24 protein-coding genes and 1 pseudogene are annotated in these 21,705 nt (G+C 60.6%); 11 read left to right on the top strand and 14 right to left on the bottom strand.

Translation table 11 applies throughout. The features are described from left to right. Positions 1 to 114 precede the first annotated feature (114 nt). The gene (locus tag K5658_RS19265) at positions 115 to 366 is read left to right on the top strand and encodes a hypothetical protein (protein ID WP_221064689.1); all 252 of its coding nucleotides are present in this window, start codon (positions 115 to 117) and stop codon (positions 364 to 366) included. Next, positions 363 to 596 carry a PIN domain-containing protein gene (locus K5658_RS19260; RefSeq protein ID WP_221064688.1) on the top strand — a complete coding sequence of 78 codons (234 nt, stop codon included), beginning with the start codon at positions 363 to 365 and terminating at the stop codon, positions 594 to 596. Before K5658_RS19265 ends, K5658_RS19260 begins: the two co-directional genes overlap by 4 nt. A 41-nt stretch (positions 597 to 637) precedes the next feature. Here the strand turns inward: K5658_RS19260 and K5658_RS19255 are convergent, their stop codons facing one another. From K5658_RS19255 to K5658_RS19195, 13 genes and pseudogenes are all read right to left on the bottom strand, one after another. Beyond that, a complete protein-coding gene (locus tag K5658_RS19255; protein ID WP_221064687.1) occupies positions 638 to 1,837 on the bottom strand; it encodes an HNH endonuclease in 1,200 nt (399 codons plus the stop codon). A 5-nt stretch (positions 1,838 to 1,842) separates the two neighbouring features. Beyond that, complete coding sequence (locus K5658_RS19250; RefSeq protein ID WP_221064686.1) at positions 1,843 to 2,784, bottom strand: DNA cytosine methyltransferase; 942 nt, start codon at positions 2,782 to 2,784, stop codon at positions 1,843 to 1,845. A gap of 296 nt (positions 2,785 to 3,080) precedes the next feature. Next, entirely contained in the window at positions 3,081 to 4,283 is a 1,203-nt protein-coding gene (locus K5658_RS19245) for an autotransporter outer membrane beta-barrel domain-containing protein (RefSeq protein WP_221064685.1), read from the bottom strand. A gap of 137 nt (positions 4,284 to 4,420) precedes the next feature. Continuing rightward, on the bottom strand, positions 4,421 to 6,163 hold the full coding sequence (gene recJ / locus K5658_RS19240) for a single-stranded-DNA-specific exonuclease RecJ (protein WP_221064684.1): 1,743 nt from the start codon (positions 6,161 to 6,163) through the stop codon (positions 4,421 to 4,423). A gap of 68 nt (positions 6,164 to 6,231) precedes the next feature. Next, positions 6,232 to 6,876 carry a hypothetical protein gene (locus tag K5658_RS19235; RefSeq protein ID WP_221064683.1) on the bottom strand — a complete coding sequence of 215 codons (645 nt, stop codon included), beginning with the start codon at positions 6,874 to 6,876 and terminating at the stop codon, positions 6,232 to 6,234. A 131-nt stretch (positions 6,877 to 7,007) separates the two neighbouring features. After that, a pseudogene (locus K5658_RS19230) lies at positions 7,008 to 7,268 on the bottom strand (Txe/YoeB family addiction module toxin). After that, positions 7,265 to 7,519, bottom strand: a complete 255-nt coding sequence (locus tag K5658_RS19225) for a type II toxin-antitoxin system Phd/YefM family antitoxin (RefSeq protein ID WP_221064682.1) — start codon at positions 7,517 to 7,519, stop codon at positions 7,265 to 7,267. The pseudogene K5658_RS19230 and the gene K5658_RS19225 overlap by 4 nt, the downstream one beginning before the upstream one ends. A gap of 42 nt (positions 7,520 to 7,561) precedes the next feature. Continuing rightward, positions 7,562 to 7,798 carry a CopG family transcriptional regulator gene (locus K5658_RS19220; protein WP_085215732.1) on the bottom strand — a complete coding sequence of 79 codons (237 nt, stop codon included), beginning with the start codon at positions 7,796 to 7,798 and terminating at the stop codon, positions 7,562 to 7,564. A 105-nt stretch (positions 7,799 to 7,903) separates the two neighbouring features. Continuing rightward, positions 7,904 to 8,152: a DUF433 domain-containing protein gene (locus K5658_RS19215; protein ID WP_221064681.1), complete on the bottom strand. Its 249-nt coding sequence runs from the start codon at positions 8,150 to 8,152 to the stop codon at positions 7,904 to 7,906. A 5-nt stretch (positions 8,153 to 8,157) separates the two neighbouring features. Beyond that, on the bottom strand, positions 8,158 to 8,376 hold the full coding sequence (locus K5658_RS19210; protein WP_221064680.1) for a hypothetical protein: 219 nt from the start codon (positions 8,374 to 8,376) through the stop codon (positions 8,158 to 8,160). An 83-nt stretch (positions 8,377 to 8,459) separates the two neighbouring features. Further along, complete coding sequence (locus K5658_RS19205; RefSeq protein ID WP_221064679.1) at positions 8,460 to 9,209, bottom strand: hypothetical protein; 750 nt, start codon at positions 9,207 to 9,209, stop codon at positions 8,460 to 8,462. Between the two features lie 180 nt (positions 9,210 to 9,389). After that, entirely contained in the window at positions 9,390 to 10,787 is a 1,398-nt protein-coding gene (gene pntB / locus K5658_RS19200) for a Re/Si-specific NAD(P)(+) transhydrogenase subunit beta (protein WP_221064678.1), read from the bottom strand. A 15-nt stretch (positions 10,788 to 10,802) separates the two neighbouring features. After that, positions 10,803 to 12,350 carry a Re/Si-specific NAD(P)(+) transhydrogenase subunit alpha gene (locus tag K5658_RS19195; protein ID WP_221064677.1) on the bottom strand — a complete coding sequence of 516 codons (1,548 nt, stop codon included), beginning with the start codon at positions 12,348 to 12,350 and terminating at the stop codon, positions 10,803 to 10,805. Between the two features lie 310 nt (positions 12,351 to 12,660). Here K5658_RS19195 and K5658_RS19190 point away from each other — a divergent pair, with 310 nt between their 5' ends. The 9 genes from K5658_RS19190 to K5658_RS19150 all read left to right on the top strand — a co-directional run bounded on the left by K5658_RS19190 (position 12,661) and on the right by K5658_RS19150 (position 21,393). Further along, on the top strand, positions 12,661 to 13,410 hold the full coding sequence (locus tag K5658_RS19190) for an MgtC/SapB family protein (RefSeq protein ID WP_246628507.1): 750 nt from the start codon (positions 12,661 to 12,663) through the stop codon (positions 13,408 to 13,410). Positions 13,411 to 13,543: 133 nt separating this feature from the next. Further along, a complete protein-coding gene (locus K5658_RS19185) occupies positions 13,544 to 14,500 on the top strand; it encodes an ABC transporter ATP-binding protein (protein WP_221064676.1) in 957 nt (318 codons plus the stop codon). Then, on the top strand, positions 14,497 to 15,243 hold the full coding sequence (locus tag K5658_RS19180; protein ID WP_221064675.1) for an ABC transporter permease: 747 nt from the start codon (positions 14,497 to 14,499) through the stop codon (positions 15,241 to 15,243). Before K5658_RS19185 ends, K5658_RS19180 begins: the two co-directional genes overlap by 4 nt. Next, positions 15,240 to 16,781 (top strand): DUF4350 domain-containing protein, encoded by a 1,542-nt coding sequence (locus K5658_RS19175; protein ID WP_246628506.1) that lies wholly within the window; start codon positions 15,240 to 15,242, stop codon positions 16,779 to 16,781. The genes K5658_RS19180 and K5658_RS19175 overlap by 4 nt, the downstream gene beginning before the upstream one ends. 1 nt (position 16,782) lies before the next feature. Further along, positions 16,783 to 17,781, top strand: coding sequence for a DUF4340 domain-containing protein (locus tag K5658_RS19170; RefSeq protein ID WP_221064674.1), 999 nt, complete (start codon positions 16,783 to 16,785; stop codon positions 17,779 to 17,781). A 2-nt stretch (positions 17,782 to 17,783) separates the two neighbouring features. Beyond that, positions 17,784 to 18,599, top strand: a complete 816-nt coding sequence (gene mutM, locus K5658_RS19165) for a bifunctional DNA-formamidopyrimidine glycosylase/DNA-(apurinic or apyrimidinic site) lyase (RefSeq protein ID WP_221064673.1) — start codon at positions 17,784 to 17,786, stop codon at positions 18,597 to 18,599. A 37-nt stretch (positions 18,600 to 18,636) separates the two neighbouring features. Beyond that, positions 18,637 to 19,086 carry a hypothetical protein gene (locus K5658_RS19160; protein WP_221064672.1) on the top strand — a complete coding sequence of 150 codons (450 nt, stop codon included), beginning with the start codon at positions 18,637 to 18,639 and terminating at the stop codon, positions 19,084 to 19,086. Positions 19,087 to 19,113: 27 nt separating this feature from the next. Further along, the gene (locus tag K5658_RS19155) at positions 19,114 to 20,268 is read left to right on the top strand and encodes a transporter (RefSeq protein ID WP_221064671.1); all 1,155 of its coding nucleotides are present in this window, start codon (positions 19,114 to 19,116) and stop codon (positions 20,266 to 20,268) included. Between the two features lie 69 nt (positions 20,269 to 20,337). Next, positions 20,338 to 21,393, top strand: a complete 1,056-nt coding sequence (locus K5658_RS19150) for an NAD(P)-dependent alcohol dehydrogenase (RefSeq protein WP_221064670.1) — start codon at positions 20,338 to 20,340, stop codon at positions 21,391 to 21,393. On the opposite strand, the gene K5658_RS19145 is transcribed toward K5658_RS19150, so the two are convergent. Continuing rightward, positions 21,390 to 21,698, bottom strand: a complete 309-nt coding sequence (locus K5658_RS19145) for a hypothetical protein (protein ID WP_221064669.1) — start codon at positions 21,696 to 21,698, stop codon at positions 21,390 to 21,392. The two genes, K5658_RS19150 and K5658_RS19145, sit on opposite strands and share 4 nt — an antisense overlap. Positions 21,699 to 21,705: the final 7 nt, after the last annotated feature.

Genomic DNA, 21,705 nt, shown 5'->3' with positions numbered 1-21,705 from the left:
GAGTTTGGGAGGCGGGGATTTTAATGCAGATCGGGGCGGGGCGCGTTCCATCCGGGGGATTGGCTGGGCTACAGTATCCCGCGCCATGTTTTCTTGCCACGGAGCTTTCCAGCCATGAATACCCTTGATTTGATCGCCGCCGCCGCCCTGCCGCCCGGCCAGCAGGCCGAGATTCTCCGCTACGTCCTGGCGCTGGCGGGCGAACCTTCCCCTGTGGAAGCGCAAGGCCCGGAGCGGACACAAACGATTTTGCGCAGGGCTTGGGGTGCCTGGGGGCGGGCCGACCGCGATGAAATCGACCGGACCCTGGCGGCGCTGCGCGATGAATGGGAGCGTGATTTCTCTGGATCGGACCTCTGCCCATGAACGCTTGCGTGGTCGATACCAACGCCATCATTTACTACCTGAACCGGGTCGGTGGCGACGATTATCGCCGCAGGTTCGAGCAAATGGTCGAGGATGGCGCGGTGATTTCGGTCATCAGCCGTTTGGAGGTGTTGGGGTGGCCGGGTTATTCGGGCGATGCCGCGTTGAGGGAGCTTTTATTATCGGAGGTGGGTCCGGTTGATTGGGTGGTTCCGCCGCGTGGGCATTGACATTATCACGGTGTTCGATGTTGGGTTAAACGAAATTTTTATCATATTTTCATTAACCTGTTGAGTTCATCTAAGAAATCTGGTTTAGGCCACAGCGATTGGTTTTTTGGCAGTCTCGACTCCGGGATTACGCCAATATGCGGGATGAACAAATCCAAATCGCATCCTTCCTTGCGTAACAAAGCCTCTACTTCTTTATCTAACACCACTACGTAACAATTTTCTTGCCGGTCGAATGTAACCGTCAGGATTCCGGCATCAAACGCCCAATGATAGGTTTTGGCCAAACATAGACCATTGCTTACCTCGTCCATATCATATTTGGCCCATGGCAAAATATGGGCGGCATCCACGCCCGGTACATTGTTCGCACTGGTCTTGGGTAAACGGCTACCACTGATCAAGCAGCGCGAGTCATAGGCATCGATGACGCTTTTGCTGAACTTCCTGCCTTTATATCCCCTTTCCGCCACTTGACGCCATGCCCTTACATAGTCTGAGCGTACCTGGATTTCAGAGCGTTGATCGTCCTCCCAATCCTTGGTTTCTAATAAAGAAGTTGCAATTTCTTTATCTTTATCAAATTCTTCTATTGTATTTATATCTAATAAACTTTCCAAAAATGACAAGGCATCGGGTGGCCCCTTCTTATTTCCACTAAATTCGCCAATGGACTTGTATACGCCGTCCCTCAATCCTTCCAAATGCTCATGAGGAACAGCCTGCCTAAAAGCCATACTATAACTTTCTACCGCAGCAGCAATTTTGTCAGGTAATTTCGTGGTCCCATCTAAAACCGACTGAATGCGGTCTATACGCTCCGGTATAGATACAATCTCGCAAATATCTCCTTGCCTCAAATCCAACATAAATGGCCTTAAACGGCAATATGATCCCTTTTTCTCAACAATATCAATCTGGATGTTCGCCATTTGATATTTTTTAAGGAAATTTATGTTTTTATCTTCTGATTGAGAAAATGTCTGCATACGCACAGGTTTTCTCAATAACAAAAATGCGCTAAGCCACCGATAAGCATGAGTAGCATTGTTATCGAGCCTTATCCTTGGTTTGCCTTGGGTTTTAGTGCGCCGCAACCAGCATCCACCTGGAATACAAACATAAGGCGAAATTTGGAAATCAATATCGCAATCTATAATATCGTTCACTGAAATCGTGCCTTGCCTCCCAGCAAATTCATATTCTCCACGCCCGCCTCCCCGCCTGAATGATATCTTCATATCGATTACCCCATGTTCAAAAAATTCAAATAAGATTTTATCCGCCCGGCCAGCCACGCGATCACGGGCGGCGTCACCGCGTTCCCCAACGCATGATAACGCACTGAATCCACTTCATCCTGTTCCATCGATACCGGAATATCGGTCCAGCCCAAGGGAAAACCCATGATACCTTCGCATTCCTTGGGCAATAACCGCCTGACCCTGCCTGCCTTGGGATAGGTCACATAGGTCCGGCTCCAATCGGTGCCGGTATGGCGGGCGGAAGTCGCATATAAACAATAGGCGAGCCCCTGGACTACTGGTCCGCCTTCGCCAGGATTTCCAAGCACTCTCTTAAAGGCGGAAATAGATTTCTCCCCATTCGATCCGCCCGGCGCAACATGCCCCGCGCCGCGCTCGGGCTCAAAAAGTATTTGTCCTGGACCGCTCCTTTCTCGATAACATCCCACAATGTAGACTCGCTGGCGTGACTGGGGGACTCCGAAGTTTTTGCTGTTAAGCACACGCCATCCAACCACATACCCGAGTTCGGCCAGCGTCCTGATAACAAGCTCGAAATCTCGCCCTCCGTGTGAACTGAGTAGGCCATGAACGTTTTCGAGGAGAATAACTCGGGGCAATCTGTGCTCAAGGAGTCGAGCAAACTCGTGAAAGAGTCCAGTTCGCGCCCCTTTAAGCCCAGCTCTAGGCCCCATTCTCGCCAGGGATACGTCTTGGCAGGGGAATCCTGCGGTCCAGACATCGGAAACAGGGATAATTGCCGGGTCGAGTCGTTTGATATCGTTTGCTCTCGGGATTTTCGGCCAATGCTTTTCAAGGACTTTTTGACAGAACTCATCTTTTTCACACTGGAAAACGGTGGTAAAACCCTGGGATTCAAATCCCAATTCAAATCCCCCGATGCCGGAGAATAGGCTGGTAAGGGTGTAGTGGTTTTTTTGCATAGGGTTGTGGAAAAGTAACGCGAATGCTGGGAAAGGCTTTCGCGTCTATGAATGGGCGGGGGATTATGCCCTAATGACCGGGGGCTGGGAAAGTTGTGCCGCTGTCGTCGATGGAGCCGTAGATATCGCCGAAGCAATGACCACGGGGCTTCGTCGAGTTCATCGCAGGGCGTGGGGATGCGGCGTCGATGGTTGATGGCTAACAGAGCGCAATATGTCTTACGGATCGTAACAATAGAGGAATGGGTTGTGTTTTCCGCAGTAATATGGTGGACGACTGTATCTTGCCGCGCCGTTCAAAACGTCCCCCTAATCCCCACCTCCACAATATCATTGGAAATATGCGCCTGCCCCAACCGCGCCTCATAGCGCAGGAACGCCACGTTCCCGCCGGGCAGGATGGCGGCGAGGCTGCCGCCGAGGTTGAAATAATCGCGGTCGGGATCGCCGGTATGCAGGGTGAAATACCCCGTGCCCGGCGCGGCCTCGGCGAGGCGCAGCGCAATCGCCCGGTTGTCGTTCTCGAACTGGTGCTCGTACTCGAAGCGCAAGGCCGGGGTCAGCACGCCCCAGGAAAATCCCAGCGCATGGCTCAATTGCAAACCCGGCGTCACGGTCAAGGATTGGTCCGATTGCCCACCGACTTGGTAGGCCAAACCCTGACCGCCCCGCTCCGAATACGGCCCGATATGCAGGTTCATAGATTCGGTGCGGACATAGCTGGCGAGCGACCACGCCCCCCAGTCCCAATCCCGCCCCACAGTCAGGGCGAAAGTATAAAGATCGTTCCCCGGAGCGCTTTCCGCCTTGCCCGCGAAACCCGGAAAGCTATAGTTCCGGCTGATTTGATTGTCGTGGCGGCTATAGGTCGCCAGCCAATCCAGATAAAAGGCTGCCGGCAGGTAATAATTCCCGAACCAAGCCGCCCGGTAGGCGTCGGTTTGCATATGGCCGGGATTCTGTTGCATCGGGGTTTCCTGGCGGGTATAGATGAAGGCCAGCCCGGACACCAGATTCCCGGAAAAACGGTAATCCCCGCCCAAGGTCAGGCTATAGGCATCGGCCTTGAATTGGGCCGGCGCTTGATGGTAAGCCCCGCCCTGGTATTTGGCCTGGGCGAACCAACCCCAAGCTTCGTCGCCGCCCGCCGCGTCCCCCGCCCCCGAACCTTTCCGCCGCGACGACCACTCGCCTTGCGCGGCCCCGTCCAAACCCGGCGGCTGGCGGATCGACACCTGCTTGGGCCAGATTTTCAGCGGCACGGCGATTTGCGGCAGGAATTGGTAGGGCGAGAGCGCGACCAGGGCTTGCGGGAGCGCCTGTGGACCCAGCGCGCCCAGTTCGGCGCAGCGGGCGGCCAAAGCACCGCCGGCGGACGGGCAGGCTTGGGCCAGGGCGGTGGCGAGGCTTTGCGGGTCGGATTGGGCCAGGGCGGACGGCGGGACCAAGGCCGCGGCCAGGAACCAAAGGGCCGGAGGCATCCGGTGGGGAGGGCGCATGATAGGAGCCTGCTTGGGAAAGGGAGGAATGCGGACGGCTTGTAGAAGCCCTCCAACAAAATAGCCAAACCTCCGGGCACGCCGCAAATCGGTTTGGACACGCGCCCTTTCCCGGTGACGCGGCCCGGCGCGGGGCGTCAGTCGTCCCCGCTTTCCATATATTCGATCCGCAATTGCGCGATGCGGTGATCGCGGAACTCGTTCACGTCCAGCCGGTAGGCGGCGCGGAGGGTCCGGCAATCCAGCCAAGCGCCGGGGTCGGCCAGCCCGAAGGCGATGGCGTCGATTTCCCGCCCGCCGCCTACGGGCCGCAGCACCAGTTTCAGGTGTTTGTCGCCCAAGACCCGCCGTTGCGCGACCTCGAATTCCCCATCGAACAGCGGTTCCGGGAAACCATGGCCCCACGGGCCCGCCTGCCGCAATTGCTCGGCCATGGCGAGGTCGAGTTCATACGGTTCCAGGCCGCCGTCGCTGTGGACGGCGTGTTCCAGGTCGGCGCGGTCCAGGCGCAGCCCGGCCTCTTGCTCGAACAGCGCCATGAAGCGCGGCAAATCCTCAAGCCCCAGGCTCAAGCCCGCCGCCATGGCATGGCCCCCGAATTGGCGGATCAAGCCCGGATGTTGGGTGTTGATATCGCTCAGCAGGTCGCGGATATGGATGCCGGGGATCGAGCGCACCGAACCCTTCGCCAGATCGTCCCCGGCGGCGGCGAACACCACCACCGGGCGGTTCGCCAAATCCTTGACCCGCGACGCCACCAAGCCGATGACGCCCTGATGCCAAGCCGCGTCGTACAGGCAAATCGCCGCCTTGTCGCCGAGGGGCACATCGAGCGCGTCGAGATAGGCCAGGGCTTCCTGTTTCATCTGGTCTTCGAGTTCGCGCCGCTCCTTGTTCATCCGGTCCAGCCGCGCCGCCATGCCCAGCGCGGTGCTGGGGTGGTCGGCCAGGAGGCATTCGATTCCCAGGCTCATATCGTCCAAGCGTCCCGCCGCGTTCAGCCGTGGCCCCACCGAAAAACCCAGGTCGGCGGCGCTGATTTGCTTGGGTTTGCGCCCGGCGACTTCCAACAAGGCCAGGATGCCGGGGCTGGCCTGTCCCGAGCCGATGCGGCGCAAACCCTGATGGACCAGGATGCGGTTCACATGGTCCAGCGGCACCACGTCGGCCACCGTGCCCAGCGCCACCAGATCGAGCCACTGGGCGAGATTGGGTTCCGGCCGCCCGCCGCGGGTGAAATGGCCGTTTTCGCGCAGGCGTTGGCGCAAGGCCATCAATACATAGAACATCACCCCCACCCCGGCCAGGCAGCGGCTGGGAAAGGCATCGCCCGGCAGGTTGGGATTGACGATGGCGGCGGCGGCGGGCAGTTCCGCGCCGGGGGTGTGGTGGTCGGTGATGAGCAATTCCATCCCATGGGCCTGGGCCGCTTCCGCCCCTTCCAGCGCGGAAATGCCGTTATCGACGGTGAGGAGGATATCCGGGCGGCGCGGCGCGGCCAGGGCGACGATTTCGGGCGTGAGGCCATAGCCGTACTCGAAACGGTTGGGTACCAAGTACGACACTCGTTCCAGGCCCAGCGCCTTGAGTCCGCGCACCGCCACGGCGCAGGCGGTCGCGCCGTCGGCGTCGTAGTCGGCGACCACCAGCAGGCTTTCCTGCCGGGCGATGGCGCGGGCCAGGCGCTCGGCCATGGCGTCCATGCCGGTCAGCAGCCAGGGCGGGGGGAGTTGGCTGAGGGAGCGGTCGAGTTGCTGGGGGTCGTCGAGCTTGCGGGCGGCGTAGATGCGCCCGAGCAAGGGCGGCAGGTCGGCGAGCGGCGTGGAGGTATGCGCGGCGGGACGGCGGATGATTTTCTTTTTGACGGGATGGTGGGGCATGGTGGCTTCAAACTTGGAGCGGGGAAAGCGGGGCCGGGTTTTCCGGCCTACGGATTGGGTACGGGGTCTCAGGGTTTTTTCATGGGGTCGAATCGATAGGCTTTGAGGAAAACCACGAGTCCCACGATACCCAGGCCGACGAGCAAGAGGAATCGCGGGGACAGAAACCTGGGTAATAATCCCGTGGCGGCGCTCAAGCCAACATTGAGCGGGATGATTAACCGATCCCTGTCCCCACCCGTATTGGCATCTTGCCGGATCAAGTGGATGGCGTAGGGGCCGGGTTTGTCGAGGGTGAAGCTCGCTTCGAGGGTGCCTTTTCCGAAACTCCGGGCGGGGGCGTCGAACAGCGTGCGCGGATTGCCGGGATTGTCCGTGGCGTCCACTGCCACCACTTGGATCGCAATCGGGGTTTTCCTGATTTCGGGGTCGATGATGTCGGCGGTGAAAAACACCTCGCCCGGCTGCGGCAAATCCCCGCAATAGGGACGGAACCGGGTCCGGGTGATATTGGAGCCGGGGGTTTCCCCGGCGGGTTTCAGATGCGTGCTGAAATAGACCGAGAAGAATTCGGCGCTGGCCAAACAGCCGACCCGGCCCGTGGTGATTTGCTGGGAGGGGTTGTCGTTGTGGCCCGGACTGCCGCAGCCCGCGATCAATAATAAAGACAGGGATAAGGCTGGCCGTAGGGTTTTCCGGTGGAAATAGCGCATGGCGGGCCTCGCGATGGGGGTGGTTTTCAGAGCCGTAGGTCGCAATAGCGTACCAGCGTATCGCGCCGGATGTGGAGATTCCATCCATGCGGCGGAATACGCCGGAGTACCGGCTATTTCGCCCTACGGTCCTATTTCCGGTAATGGAATCGACAGGAAACGATAAGTATCGCGCCTTCGGAAACTTCGTAAACCAAGCGATGTTCCGAATTGATCCGCCGCGACCACTAACCGGATAGGTTGGCTTTCAAAGGTTCCGGTTTGCCGATGCCCTCGAATGGGCTTCGCAAGACATCTTTGATGAGCGCGTTGGTCCGTTTGAGTAAATCCTTGTCGTGTTCTTGTAGCCAGAGATAGTCGGACCATGCACTTTCCGTGAATGTCAGTTTCATGGCTCGATCAATGATCTTTCGGCAACCCGCCCGGCCTGGGCTTCCGCAATGGATTTGCGTAAATGTTCGGCATTGGCGGGATTGGAAAGCAGATATAGGGTTTCCTGCCAGGAGTTGAATTCGTCCAGCGACATCAGCACGGCTTTCTGGCCGTTGTCGCCGCAAACGATGGTGGGTTCGATATCGGCGATGACCTTCGTGATCAGGCCGTCGAGGTTTTGGCTGGCTTGGCGGGTGGTGATGGCGTCCATGGGATTTTTTGAGCTGTCGAAGTGGAATGGGATAGGTTGCGGTTATAGCCTGTCGAACTCCTCCGGTTCGGTATTAGGCACTTTGGATAACGCCTGTAAGAACTTTTCCTTGCTACCGCGCTTGGCCCGTTCTTCCAGGTAAGACTGGGTGGTTAAGGCCGAGATTTTCTCCGCGATGGCGGTGGCGGCGAATTGATGCATTGATATTCCATCGCTGTGGGCAAGTTCCAGCATTTTCCGGTGTAGGGATTCTGGCAGTTCCAAGCTGAGTGTGGTCATGGGATTAATCCATATTGCTGTAAAAAATCTTTGGGCGTTATTAATCTGGTCCATGCCACAGTGAAAAGCGATAAGGCAGGTTCGCATCGATCAGGAATTTCGCCATCATGCGACCTTGGATAGCGAATAGTGTTGGCTCATCAATAAAGCGGCGAAACGCAGGCACGCTTGTATATCATCGTGTTCTAGGCTGGGATATTGCTCCAGTATCTCCTGCTCGGAGTCGCCCGCCGCGAGGAAATCCAAAATGGTTTGCACGCTGATCCGCTTGCCGCGTAGGGTGGGTTTGCCGTTGCAAAGCGCGGGGTCGATGGTGATGCGGCCTTCGAGGAAGGTTAGGGGGGATTGGGGCATGGGCTTTACCTACGATAGGTTAGGACGGTCGCGATGGGGCTACGCGCTTCGTCACGGCGCAATCCCTCGCTAATATACGATTTCAACAGGGTTTTGTAATCCGAAAACCCATGCAGCGGGGCGATGGCCTGCATGGATTTCACCACGTCGGCGGGGAGTTGCAGGCTCACGGCCACCATGGGCCGTTCCCGCATCAGCCGGTTTTTCAAGCGATCACTGAGCATAAAGTTTCTCCTCCGTGAAAGTGGCCATACGGGCGGAAACAATATGGCGGGTTACGCTGTGCTAACCCGCCCTACGAGCTGGCTTATTTTGAAAAAAAGCTTTTTCCTAAGTTATACCATCTAAAGCTAAGATTGGCTTTTTCTATGAAATATTGGATAACAGAAAAGGCTTCTCGATAGGGTGGCTCTGCTTTTACTAATTCTCCCCAGAGAGTTTTTTGATCTGGGTTAGTATGACGTCGATCTTCACTTTTCATGTGGATTAATCGATCTCTTATATTTTTAAGCTTTTGAAGTTCATTCCACGATTTATGTTTTCCTTTTGGTGATGCCACATTTAAAGCGGTGGGAAGGACTTCACCAATTTTTTCATCTATTGATAGATATCTTTCTATTTCGGATTTAGTGTATGGTTTTGGTCCGTTTTTTGTTTGTTTTATATATTGATGGCTGTCTGGAATTAACTCATTGACAAACGACTCTATAGCGGTGAAAGAAAACACTATGGACTGCATTATTAACTCAATATAATTTATTGCTTCTTCATCTGTTGGAAAGTATAGTTGTTTTTTTAGGCTGGAGTCTATGTTTGCAGATAGCCTTAAATCTTTGGCTTCATCCCAGCATTTTTTTGATATATTTAAACAGCTTGCAGAAGCATTAGGGATTGGTATATTAAGGTGCTTGTCTTTTCTTAACTTTATGGGGGCGGTTAGTACTACAGGAGAACCCTTTCCAAAAACTTCACCAGTCCAAGGGGAAACCCAATCTTCCGCTAGTTCACTATAAGCTTGTAGTCTCCAGTCATTTATATCTTTTGTTGGTTTTTTCACTTTGCAGTCTCATACTTGGCGTGAAGGTTATATAAAAGCCGAAGAGGTGAGATAGTATCTCTAAATGCGCCAAACCTTGCGAAATGCACCATTAAACAACCACCGGCTTCAGCCGGTGGTTGTTTGGTTCCCTGTGGAACGGTCCCACGCAGGGCATCCGGCCCCGCGTGGGTTTTAGTTTCAACCCTGAAGATGCTTCAAAACCTCATCCAACATCTTCTTGGCATCCCCGAACAACATCCTATTGTTCTCCTTATAGAACAGCGGGTTGTCCACCCCCGCATAACCCGAAGCCATCGACCGCTTCATCACGATGGAAGTCTTGGCCTTCCACACCTCCAACACCGGCATCCCGGCGATGGGGCTGTTCGGGTCTTCCTGGGCACCGGGGTTCACGATGTCGTTGGCACCGATCACCATCGCCACGTCCGTTTCCGGGAAATCCTCGTTGATCTCGTCCATTTCCAGCACGATGTCATAGGGCACCCGCGCCTCAGCCAGCAGCACGTTCATATGCCCCGGCATCCGCCCCGCCACCGGATGGATGGCGAACCGCACGTTCACGCCCTTCTCGCGCAGCAGCTTGGTGATTTCGTACACCGTGTGCTGGGCCTGCGCCACCGCCATGCCGTAGCCCGGCACCAACACCACGTTGGACGCATTCCGCAGCAATTCGGCGGTTTCCTCCGAGTTGATCGGCTGCACTTCGCCTTGCGGCTGTGCGCCCGCCGCCGGAGCCGTGCCGCCGCCGGTGCCGAAGCCGCCCGCGATAACCGCGATGAAATGCCGGTTCATGGCGCGGCACATGATGTAGGACAGGATCGCGCCCGAAGAACCCACCAAGGCACCCGTCACGATCAGGAGGTCGTTCGACAGCATGAAGCCCGTGGCCGAAGCCGCCCAGCCCGAATAGCTGTTCAGCATCGACACCACCACCGGCATATCCGCGCCGCCAATCGCCATCACCATATGCACGCCGAAAGCCAGCGCAACCACGGTCATCAGCAACAGCGGCACGAGGCCCGCATGGTTCTCGAAGCCCAGGAACCACTTGCCCAGCAGGATCGCCAGCACCAGCAGTCCCAAGTTGAGGAAATGGCGGGCCGGGAGCAACACCGGCTTGCCGCCGATCTTGCCCGAGAGCTTGCCGAAGGCGATGACGGACCCGGAGAAGGTCACGGCACCGATCAGGACGCCGACATAGATTTCCACCTCGTGGATGGTCTTCTCCGCGCCGGAGAGGGCGGCGGTCGGGTCGATGTAGTTGGCATAACCCACCAGCACGGCGGCGAGGCCCACCAAGCTGTGCATGAGCGCCACCAGTTCCGGCATTTCGGTCATCTTGACCTTCTTGGCGGCGTAGATGCCGATGCCGCCGCCGATGGCCATGGCGATGACAATGGGCACGTAGCTGGTGACCTTCGGCCCCGTGACCGTCGCCAGGATGGCGATGGCCATGCCGAGGATGCCGTAGAGGTTGCCGCGCCTTGCGGTTTCCGGGTTGGAAAGACCGCCCAGGCTCAGGATGAACAGGATGGTCGCGGCGATATAGGAGACTGTTACCAAACCTTCAGACATTGTGGGGGACTCCGCTTATTTTCTGAACATGCTGAGCATGCGCTGGGTAACCCAGAAGCCGCCCGCCATATTGATCGAGGTCAGCACGATGGCCAGCCCCGCCAGGATCAGGATGAACGCGCCGGGCGAGGAAACCTGGATCAAGGCACCGATGGCGATGATGCTGGAAATGGCGTTGGTGACGCTCATCAGCGGAGTGTGCAGGGCCGGGGTGACGTTCCAAATCACCATGTAGCCGACGAAGCAGGCCAGGGCGAACACGGTGAAATGGGACAGGAAGCTGGCCGGGGCGTTGGCTCCGACCCACCAGAACACCAGCGCGGCCAGCCCGACATTGAGCGTGGTCGAGGCCCAGGCCGGGAGTAGCGGTTTCTTTTCCTCCTTCTTGGCGACGGGCGGGGCGGCGGTGGCCCCGACCTTGGGCGCGGCGGACACGGAGATCGGCGGTGGCGGCCAGGTGATGGAGCCGTCCTTGACCACAGTCGCGCCCCGGATCATCTCGTCGTCCATGTTGACGCTGACGTTGCCGTCCTTCTCCTTGCAGAGTTCTTCCAGGAGCCGCAGCAGGTTGGTGGCGTAGAGGGTGGAGGATTGGCGGGCCAGGCGGCTGGGAAGGTCGGTGTAGCCGATGATGCTGACGCCGTGCTTGACCGCGATCTGGCCCGGTTCGCACAGCTCGCAGTTGCCGCCCTGTTCCGCCGCGAGGTCCACGATGACGCTGCCGGGCTTCATCGATTCGACCATTCCGGCGGTGATCAGCTTGGGCGCGGGCTTGCCCGGAATCAGCGCGGTGGTGATGACGATGTCCACGTCCATGCATTGGCGGGCGATCATTTCGCGCTGGGCCTTTTGGTAGGCTTCGCTCATGATCTTGGCGTAGCCGGTGGCCGACGCGCCTTCGTCTTCCTTGTAGTCCGGCTCCACCCATTCCGCGCCCATGGATTTCACTTGATCCTTCACTTCCGGGCGGGTGTCGCAGGCGCGGACGATAGCGCCCAGGCCATTGGCGGCACCGATGGCGGCGAGTCCCGCCACACCCACGCCGATCACGAACACCTTGGCCGGCGGCACCTTGCCCGCGGCGGTGATCTGGCCGGTGAAGAAGCGCCCGAACTGGTGGGCGGCCTCGACCACGGCGCGGTAGCCCGCGATGTTCGCCATGGAACTCAGGGCGTCCAGCTTCTGGGCGCGGGAGATGCGCGGTACCGCGTCCATCGCCAGCACGGTGGCCTGCTTGGCGGCGAGGCTTTCCAAGAGTTCCGGGTTCTGGGCGGGCCAGAGGAAGCTGACGAGGTGCCCGCCTGCCTTGAGTTTTTCGACTTCCGCGGGCTGCGGGCCGCGCACCTTCAATACCACATCCGATTCGCCCCACACCGCGTCGGCGCTGTCGGCGATTTCGCACCCGGCTTCCCGGTAGCACTCGTCGGAGAAATTGGCCCCGACACCCGCCCCCGATTCCACCGTGATGGAAAACCCGAGCTTGATGAGTTTCTCGGCCACTTCCGGCACGGTCGCCACACGCTTTTCCCCGGCGTGTATTTCTTTGGGTACCCCAATTCGCATGAAAACTCTCCTCCTTATCGATTATTGATTTGGATGCACGGAAACCGTGCGTGAATAGAGTCAGGCTGGGAATGGGCCGGGGCCGGGCCGGGCTGTCTCGACCCATACACCGGGTCCGTCGCCAATCCCCCGGCTTATGTACAGTCATTGTGGGAGGCGGTCAAATTTATAATTGCTGCGGGGTGGGCCAACCGGAGGGGAGGCGGTCGGGCTATCCCGTGGTTATGCGAATACTCCCCGTTCTGGTGTGGGCCGTCCGCGCCGGGGCATACGCATTGGTTTTGTTTCAACATAGGAGGCGATCCCGGCCATGGGTTTCATCCGCGACTTCGATTGGCGTTCCTTGGAAGCCATCCATAACATCAACCTGAATTCCTTGCTCGATACCCTTATCAGCCTGGCCGCGGCCTTCGTGCTGGGCGCTTTGATCGGCCTGGAACGCCAATACCGCCAGCGTACCGCCGGGCTCAGGACCAATGTGCTGGTGGCGGTCGGGGCCGCGGCCTTCGTCGATATGGCGAACCGCCTGACCGGGCACGAGGGGGCGGTGCATATCACCGCCTATGTGGTGTCGGGGGTGGGGTTCCTCGGGGCCGGGGCCATCATGAAGGGGGACGCCAATATCCGGGGCTTGAACACGGCGGCGACCCTGTGGGGTTCGGCGGCGGTCGGGGCCTGCGCCGGGGCCGATCTCTTGCTGGAAGCGGCGTGCGCCACCTTGTTCGTGCTGGGCGGGAATACTTGGCTACGGCCCCTGGTCAACCGCATCGACCGCGCCCCCATCGACGGGAAAACCGGCGAGGCCAGCTATTCCGTCTGCGTCATCTGCAACCGCCAGGACCAGCGCCGCGTCCGCCAGCATTTGGAAGCCTTGTTGGAAGCGGCCCGGTATCCGGCGGGCGATTTCGAGGTCCGTCCCTTCGCGGGGAACGACGTGCAAATCTTCGCCACCCTGTTGCCGCTTTCGGTGGATGCCGATGAATTGGAACGGGTGGTCGAGCAACTCGCGGCCGGCGAGGGCGTGAACCAAGCCTTTTGGAGTTCCAGCGTGACGGAATGAAAAAACGCCGGGCGGTGCGGGCAACCCCACCCCGCCCCGCCATTTGTACCTCCCGGAAGAATTTTTGTATCTTACCCGGCGCTACGTCGGTGCCTGGGCCCCTCCATTTTCTTCTGACCGCGAACCCGCCACGATGACCCACCTCATCCAAGTCGAACAGCTTTACCGCTATTACGGCGAGCATTGCGCCGTGAACAATGTCAGCTTCACCCTGGAAAAGGGCGAAATCCTGGGTTTCCTCGGGCCGAACGGCGCGGGCAAGTCCTCCACCATGCAGATGATCTGCGGCAACCTCGCCCCGACTTCCGGCCAAATCCTCATCAATGGCGTCGATATCCTCGACAACCCCAAGGAAGCCAAGCGCGAACTGGGATATTTGCCGGAAGTGCCGCCGGTCTACCGCGACCTCACCGTCGACGAATTCCTGGAATACTGCGGCAGGCTCCACAGCCTCGCGGGGGTCAAGCTCAAAACGGCGGTGGCCCAGGCCAAGGAGCGCTGCGGCCTGATCGATGTGGGCGGGCGCTTGATCGGCAACCTGTCCAAGGGCTACCAGCAGCGGGTGGGCATCGCCCAGGCGATTTTGCACAATCCCGCCGTCATCATCCTCGACGAACCCACGGTCGGCCTCGACCCGATCCAAATCCGCGAAATCCGGGGACTCATCCGCGAACTCGGCCAGGACCATGGCATCATCCTTTCCACCCACATCCTGCCCGAGGTGCAGGAATCCTGTACCCGGGTGCAGATCATCCATCAAGGCCAGTTGGTGATGAACGACAGCATCGACGGCCTGACCCAAAGGATGCGGGCGTCCAGCCTCATCATGGAAACCCGCGGCGCGCCCGACTTGGAACGCCTGCGCTTCGTCGATGGCGTGCAGCGCATCGACGACCTGGGCGGCGGGCGCTACCGCATCTATCACGACAAGGATAAGAACCCCGCCGAGCGGGTCACGGAGATCGTGGTCGGACAGGGCGCGGGTTTGATTTCCATCAGCCCCGAACGTTTGAGCATGGAAGAAATCTTCATCGATATCACCCAACACGCCGTCCTGACCGAGCCGCACCCGGAGGAATCCGACCTATGATGGCCTTCACCATCGCGGAGCGCGAGTTCCGCAGCTTATTCCTATCGCCCCTGGCCTGGTCGATCCTGGGCGTGATCCAGATCATCCTGGCCTTCATGTTCCTGGTCCAATTGGATTACTACCTCGACCTCCAGGCCCGTATCGCCGGGATGCCCGACGCGCCCGGTGTCACCGACCTGGTGGTCGCGCCTTTGTTCGGCAACGCCGGGGTGATCCTGTTGTTCGTGACCCCGCTCCTCACCATGCGCCTCATCAGCGAGGAGCGCCGCAACCGCACCTTGAGCCTGCTGTTCACCGCGCCGGTGTCCATCACCGAGATCGTGTTGGGCAAATACCTGGGCGTGTTGGGATTGTTGTTCAGCGTGGTGGGTTTGCTGGTGCTGATGCCTTTGTCCTTGTTCCTGGGCGGCACCTTGGACCCCGGCAAACTGGCGGCTTGCGTCCTGGCCTTGTTGTTATTGCTGGCGTCCTTGGCGGCGGTGGGGCTGTATATCTCGGCCCTCGCCAGCCAGCCGACCGTGGCCGGCGTCGTCACCTTCGGCGTATCGCTGTTGCTGTGGATCATCAATTGGACCGAGCGCGGCGCGGGCGGGGTGTTGGAATATCTGTCGCTGCTGCGCCATTACGAAGCCTTGTTGAAAGGCTTGGTTTCGACCACCGACCTCGTGTATTTCCTGCTGTTCATCCTCACCTTCCTGGTGTTGAGCGTCCACACCCTGGATAACGACCGCCTGCAAAAATGAAGATCAACCGCAAAACCCATCTCGAACTGCGCCTACAGAACCTGTTGTTCACCTTGTTGTTCCTGGCCGTGGTGGGCTTGGTGGGCTGGTTGAGCACCCGCTATACGGCCCAGTTCGATTGGACCGCCAGCCATCGCCACACCTTGTCGGAAGGCAGCCGCAAGGTGCTGGACCTGCTGCCGGGCCCGGTCACGGTGACCGCCTACGCCCGCGAGAATCCCCAACTCCGCGAGCGCATCGCCGACCAGGTGGGGCGCTACCGCCGCTTCAAGCCGGATTTGAACCTGGATTTCGTCAACCCCGACACCCAGCCCGACAAGGTGCGAGCACTCGGCATCAGCGTGGATGGCGAGTTGATCGTCGAATACCAGGGCCGCACCGAGAAAATCCAGGAGCCCGCCGAAACCAGCCTGACCAACGCCTTGCAACGCTTGGCGACGCCCGAGGAGCGCCATGTGGTGTTCCTGGAAGGCCATGGCGAGCGCTCGCCCCAGGGCGAGGCCAACCACGACCTGGGTCAGTTCGGCGACGAACTGCGGCGCAAGGGCTTGGTGGTGTCCCTGCTGAATCTGGCGGTCACGCCGGATATTCCCGACAACACCGATGTGTTGGTGCTGGCCGGTCCCCGTGTCGATTTGTTGCCCGGCGAACTCAAGCAACTCGACGCCTATGTCAAAAAAGGCGGCAATCTGTTGTGGTTGGTCGATCCCGGCGAGCAGCACGGTTTGCAGGCGTTGGCCGCGCAACTGGGGGTGTCGTTCCTGCCCGGTGTCGTGGTCGATGCCTCCACCCAGGTCTTGGGGATCGACGATCCCACCTTCGCCCTGGTGGCCGAATATCCGCCCAACCCCATCACCCAGGGCTTCGAGGAAATGACGGTGTTCCCCGTCGCCACCGCCCTCGAAGCCAAGGAAGACGGCGAATTCGAGAAGGAAGCCTTCCTCAGCACCTTGCCGCGTTCCTGGACCGAAACCGGCGAGGTCAAGGGCAAGGTGTTGTTCGAGCCGGCCAAGGGCGAGCGTTCCGGTCCCTTGGATATCGGCTATACCCTGACCCGGCAAGTCCAGCCACCCGCGCCGCCCAAGCCGGAAACCCCGGCCCAGCCCGAACCTCCGGCCAAGGTCGAAGCGCCGGCCCCGTCCACCGGCAAAAAACCCGGCCCGGAAAAACCGGCCAAATCCACGCCCAAGACCCAAGCCAAACCCGAAGCCCAGCCGGAAGCTGAAAAAACCGCCGAAACCCCCAAGGAACCGCCCGCGCCGCCCATCAACCAGCGCATCGTGGTGGTAGGCGACGGCGATTTCCTGTCCAATGCCTATCTGGGCAATGGCGGCAACCTCGATTTGGGTTTGAATATCCTGCAATGGCTGGGCCGTAGCGATAGCCTCATCAACATCCCGGCCAAGGTCGCCCCCGATAGCAAACTGGACCTCGCCCCCCTCGCGTCCGGTGCCATCGCCGTGGGTTTCCTGTTCATCCTGCCGCTGATCCTGATCGGGACGGGGGCGACCATCTGGTTCAAGCGCCGGAGACGCTGACATGAAATCGAGAATGTTCTTGAACCTGGCGTTGTTGGTGATCGTCGCCATCCTGGGCGTGTTGGCGATCCTCGAACCCGGCAAGGAAGCGGCGGAAAGCCAGGCGCTGGCCCCGGTGGACGAGGCCGCCCTGGACAAGATCACGCTCCAGAACAAGGAAACCATCGTCTTCGAGAAGAAGGACGGCCATTGGCGTTTGACCGCGCCCATCCAAGCCCCGGCCAACGAAATCCGGGTGCGCCAGCTCATCGATATCGCCCGGTCCAACAGCGAGGCGGCCTATCCCGTCAAACCGGAGGAACTCCAGAAGTTCGAACTGGACAAGCCCAAGGCCAGCTTGATCCTGGGCGGGACCACCCTGGTTTTCGGCGGTTCCGATCCCATCGATATGCGGCGCTATGTGCGGGTGGGCGAGACTTTGCACTTGGTCAACGATAATTTCTTCCACCATTTGCAGGCCGCCGCCACCGATTACGTGGATAAGAAACTGCTGCCCGAGAACGCCAAGGTCCGCGAGATCCTGGTGCCGGGACTCAAGGCCGCGCTGGGGCCGGACGGCAAATGGACCAAGGAATCCGCGCCCAACAACCGCTCGGACCTCCCGGAACTGGCGACCCTCTGGGCCACGGCGCGGGCCATCGATGTGCGCCGCCTGGAACAACCCGCCCAGGGCGATCCGGTGCGGATCGGCTTGGCGGAGGGCAATCCGGTCGAGTTCGTCATTGTCCGCCGCGAACCCGATCCGGTCCTGGCCCGGCCCGACCTGGGCCTGCAATACGAACTGACCGGCGAGACCGCCCGCCAATTGCTGAACCTGCCGAAACCGGCCCCGGTGGCGGGCCAGCCCGATGCCAAGGGGGGCGGCGGGGACGAGGAGTCCGACCCCGGCTATCCCGACATGGACGAGGAAGGCGCGGCGGGCGAGGACGATGGCGGGGCCGAAGGCCATGGTCATGGCGAGGCCGACGATGATTCCACGGATTCATCGGGCGAAGAATAGCCATGCCCGAATTGCCCGAAGTCGAAACCACCCGCCGCGGCATCGAACCCCATGCGCTGGGGCAGGGCATCGTGGCCCTGGTGGTCAGGGAATCCCGGCTGCGCTGGCCGATCCCGCCGGATTTGCCGGACAAGCTACCCGGCTTGGCGGTGGCGGCGGTCAGGCGGCGCGGCAAATACCTCCTGCTGGACACGGCGGCGGGGTATTTGATCCTGCATCTTGGCATGTCCGGCAGCCTCAGGGTCTGCGATCCCGCCCTACCGCCCCGCAAGCACGATCATTTCGATCTGGTCCTCGGCAACGGCCTGTGCCTGCGCTTCCACGATCCGCGCCGCTTCGGTTGCCTGTTGTGGACCGAGGCCGATCCCCACGCCCATCCCTTGCTGGCCGCGCTGGGACCGGAACCCTTGGAGGCGGATTTCAGCGGGGCCTACCTCCACCGGCGGGCGGCAGGGCGCAATACGGCGGTCAAGGCTTTCCTGATGGACAGCCATGTGGTGGTCGGGGTCGGGAACATCTATGCCAACGAAGCCTTGTTCATGGCCGGTCTCCTGCCCACCCGCGCCGCCGGGCGGGTATCCTTGGCGGATTATGAGCGGCTGGCCGCCACCGTCCGCGAGGTGCTGGCGGCTTCGATAGCGCAGGGCGGTACGACTTTGCGCGATTTCGTCAACGAGGCCGGCCATCCCGGTTATTTCCAACAGACCTTGCGGGTCTATGGCCGGGCGGGCGAACCCTGCCGGGCCTGCGCCACCCCGGTCCGGCTGGAACGGCTGGGGCAGCGGGCGACCTATTGGTGTCCCACTTGCCAACATTGAGAGGGTAGTGCCGATGAAACATGCCGGGCGTATTATCTTGACCGCGGGTTGCTTGGCCCTGGCCATGTCCACCGGGGCGGAAGAAGGCGCGGTCGATCCAGAATTGGCCCAGGCCGCCGTCCGCTTCAACCAGGAGCGCCGCGATCTGATCGAAGCCAATCTCCAGCTCACCCCGGACGAGGCGGCGCGGTTCTGGCCGCTGTACGAACGCTACCAACGGGCGACGGGGGTTTTGATCGAGCGCCGCCGGGCCAGCATCGCCGAGTTCGGCGAGAATTACGACGATATGTCCGAGGCCGAGGCGAAGAAGTTCATGCGCGACCGTATCGAACTGACCGAGCAGCGTTTCCACCTGATGAAGCAATATTACCCGGAGTTCGAGCGCGCCCTGCCGGCCAAGAAGCTGGCCCGTTATTATCAGATCGAGAGCAAAATCTATTTTTCCGTCGAGGCCGGTATCGCGGAAGAAATACCCCTGGTCAAATAGCCCAACCCCACCCGCGAGGCCGCCGCCATGCGCCATCCGCCCCCCGCCGCCATTCCGGTCGCCGCCCCCGTGCGCTGGGCGCTGCTGGCGTCCGTGTTGGCCGCCTTGCCGGGATGCGCTCCTTTGCAACCCCAGGCCGCGAATCCCGCTCCAACGGCGGAAGCTCCACAACCGGCCCTCCCGCCCTTGCCCCAGGCCAACCTGCCCTACGAGAAATTCCGCGAATATGGCCGGTTCCTGGCGCGGCACCTGTTCTGGAAAAAAACCAAGGATGGTTCGACTCCCCGTGCCGGCTTCGATGGCTACCGGCGGTTCGACGCCTATGCCGACCGCCGCGCCGACCAGGCCAAGGAGGAGTTCTTCAAGGGGCGCTATAACCGTTCCCGCGCCCGTTTGCCCGAGAACATCGAGCGCTGGCGCTCGGAGCCGGATATCGCCAACCCCGGCCCGGACCTCGCTAATTTCCCCAACAGCGCCTTCACCTTGCCGCAAGGGCGGGCCTATGTGGAATTCTCGCCCTTCACCTACTATGGCTCGGCGGGCAAGTTCAGCCCGGCCCAGTACAACGCGGAGTTCCTGCTGCGCTATGGCGCGACCGACGATATCGAACTGCGCCTGTTCGGCAACGGCGTGAGTTGGATCGGGGGTTCCGCGTCCAGCTGGGGTTTCTCGCCCCTCGCCTTCGATACCAAAATCCAAATGTGGACGGAGAAGCAGGATTATTTCCTGCCCGCCGCCGGTTTCGAAGCCTATATCCAGACCCAGTGGCTCGGCAGCGCCGAGTTCAATGGCGGCACCCAGCCTTCGTTCACCTTCAATTTCGACCAATCCCTGCCCTGGGAGATCGACCTGGAATACAACCTGGGCGCGACCCGCGTGCAGGACGCCGCCGGCAACAACGATTGGGAATTCAGCTTCCAATGGGGCTTGCAGCGCGATTTGTTCAACAAGGATTTCGCCGTGTTCGTGCATGGGTTCTACAACGCCATGACCCTGCCGCGCCTGCCCAATGCCCAGGTCGTGTTCGGCACCGGCAACAGCCAGCTCCACCAGAACGCCGTGGGCGGCGGGTTCGTCTGGACGGTGAACCGGCGGCTTTCGGTCTACGGCCAGGCCAGCGGCGGCACCACGCGGTTCACGCCCTCGGTGCTGGGGATGCTGGGCTTGGCGCTGGCGTTTTGAGTCCGGGGCGCGGGCCTGGGGCCGCGCCGTCCGTGTCCTTGAGTTTTCCAACCTGTCGAGGTCGCCATCATGCTGAAAACACCCGCCTATGCCGCCGCCCACGCCAAAGCCCCCTTGGCGCCGTTCGCCATCGAGCGCCGCGAGCCGGGGCCGCGCGATGTCTTGATCGATATCCTCTATTGCGGGGTCTGCCACTCTGATATCCACCAGGCCCGCGACGAATGGGGCGGGGCCGTCTTCCCCATGGTGCCGGGGCATGAGATCGTCGGGCGGGTCGCCGCCGTCGGGTCCGGGGTCCAGGAATGGCGGGTCGGCGACAACGTCGGCGTCGGTTGTTTCGTCGATTCCTGCCGCGTCTGCGAAGCCTGTGTGGCGGGCGAGGAGCAATTCTGCGACGGCGGCATCGCCTTCACCTATAACGGCCAGGAGCGCGACGGTAAGCCGACCTATGGCGGCTATTCCACCCGCATCACCGTGGACCAGGATTATGTGCTGCGCATCCCCGACGGGATTCCCTTGGCGCGGGCCGCGCCCTTGCTGTGCGCGGGGATCACCACCTATTCGCCGCTGCGGCGGTTCGGGGTGGTGGCGGGGTCCAGGCTGGCGGTGCTGGGCCTGGGCGGCCTCGGCCATATGGGCGTGAAATTCGGCAAGGCCCTGGGGGCGCATGTGACCGTCTTGAGCCATTCGCCGGATAAGCGCGGCGATGCCGAGCGGCTGGGGGCCGACGCTTTCGTCGCGACCCACGACCCGGAAGCCTTCGTCCAGAACGCCGGGCGCTTCGATTTCATCCTCGACACGGTGTCGGCGGCGCACGATTACAACGCCTATCTCAACCTCCTGCGCCGCGATGGCACCATGGTCCTGGTCGGCGTGCCCGAACCGACCCTGCTGGCCGCCCCGGCCTTGATCATGAAGCGCAAGCGCCTGGCCGGTTCCTTGATCGGCGGTATCCGCGAAACCCAGGAAATGCTGGATTTCTGCGCCGGGACGGGCGTGGCGGCGGATGTCGAACTGATCGATATTCAGGATATCAACGCGGCCTACGAGCGCATGTTGCGTAGCGATGTGCGCTATCGCTTCGTGATCGATATCGCCAGCCTGGGGCGGGAAGCGGCGGTTTAGTACCAGTCCTGCCCGAAAATATCGACCTGTTCGTTGGGATTGTTGGGATTGTCCGTCAGGTGGGTCCCGTCGCATTCGCGCAGGCCGTTCTGCCAGCCGCTGGCGTAATCGGGTTCCGAGTTGTAGCGGTTTTTGTTCAGGACGGTGGTTTGGGGCGGCGCTTTGGGGTCGAGCCGGGCGCTGCCGGTGGCGCAGCCATCGTTATAGCCGGCCAGGAAGGCGGGGGAGGAATCCGCCCGCAGGGGATTCTCGGCACAGGCGGCGAGGAACAGCGCGAGCAGGGCGGGGAGGGCGGATTTCGGCATGGGGGGT

The sequence above is a fragment of the Methylomagnum ishizawai genome, assembly GCF_019670005.1.
In the GTDB taxonomy this organism is placed as follows: Bacteria; Pseudomonadota; Gammaproteobacteria; order Methylococcales; family Methylococcaceae; genus Methylomagnum; species Methylomagnum ishizawai.
This window is presented reverse-complemented; position numbering and strand designations above follow the sequence as displayed.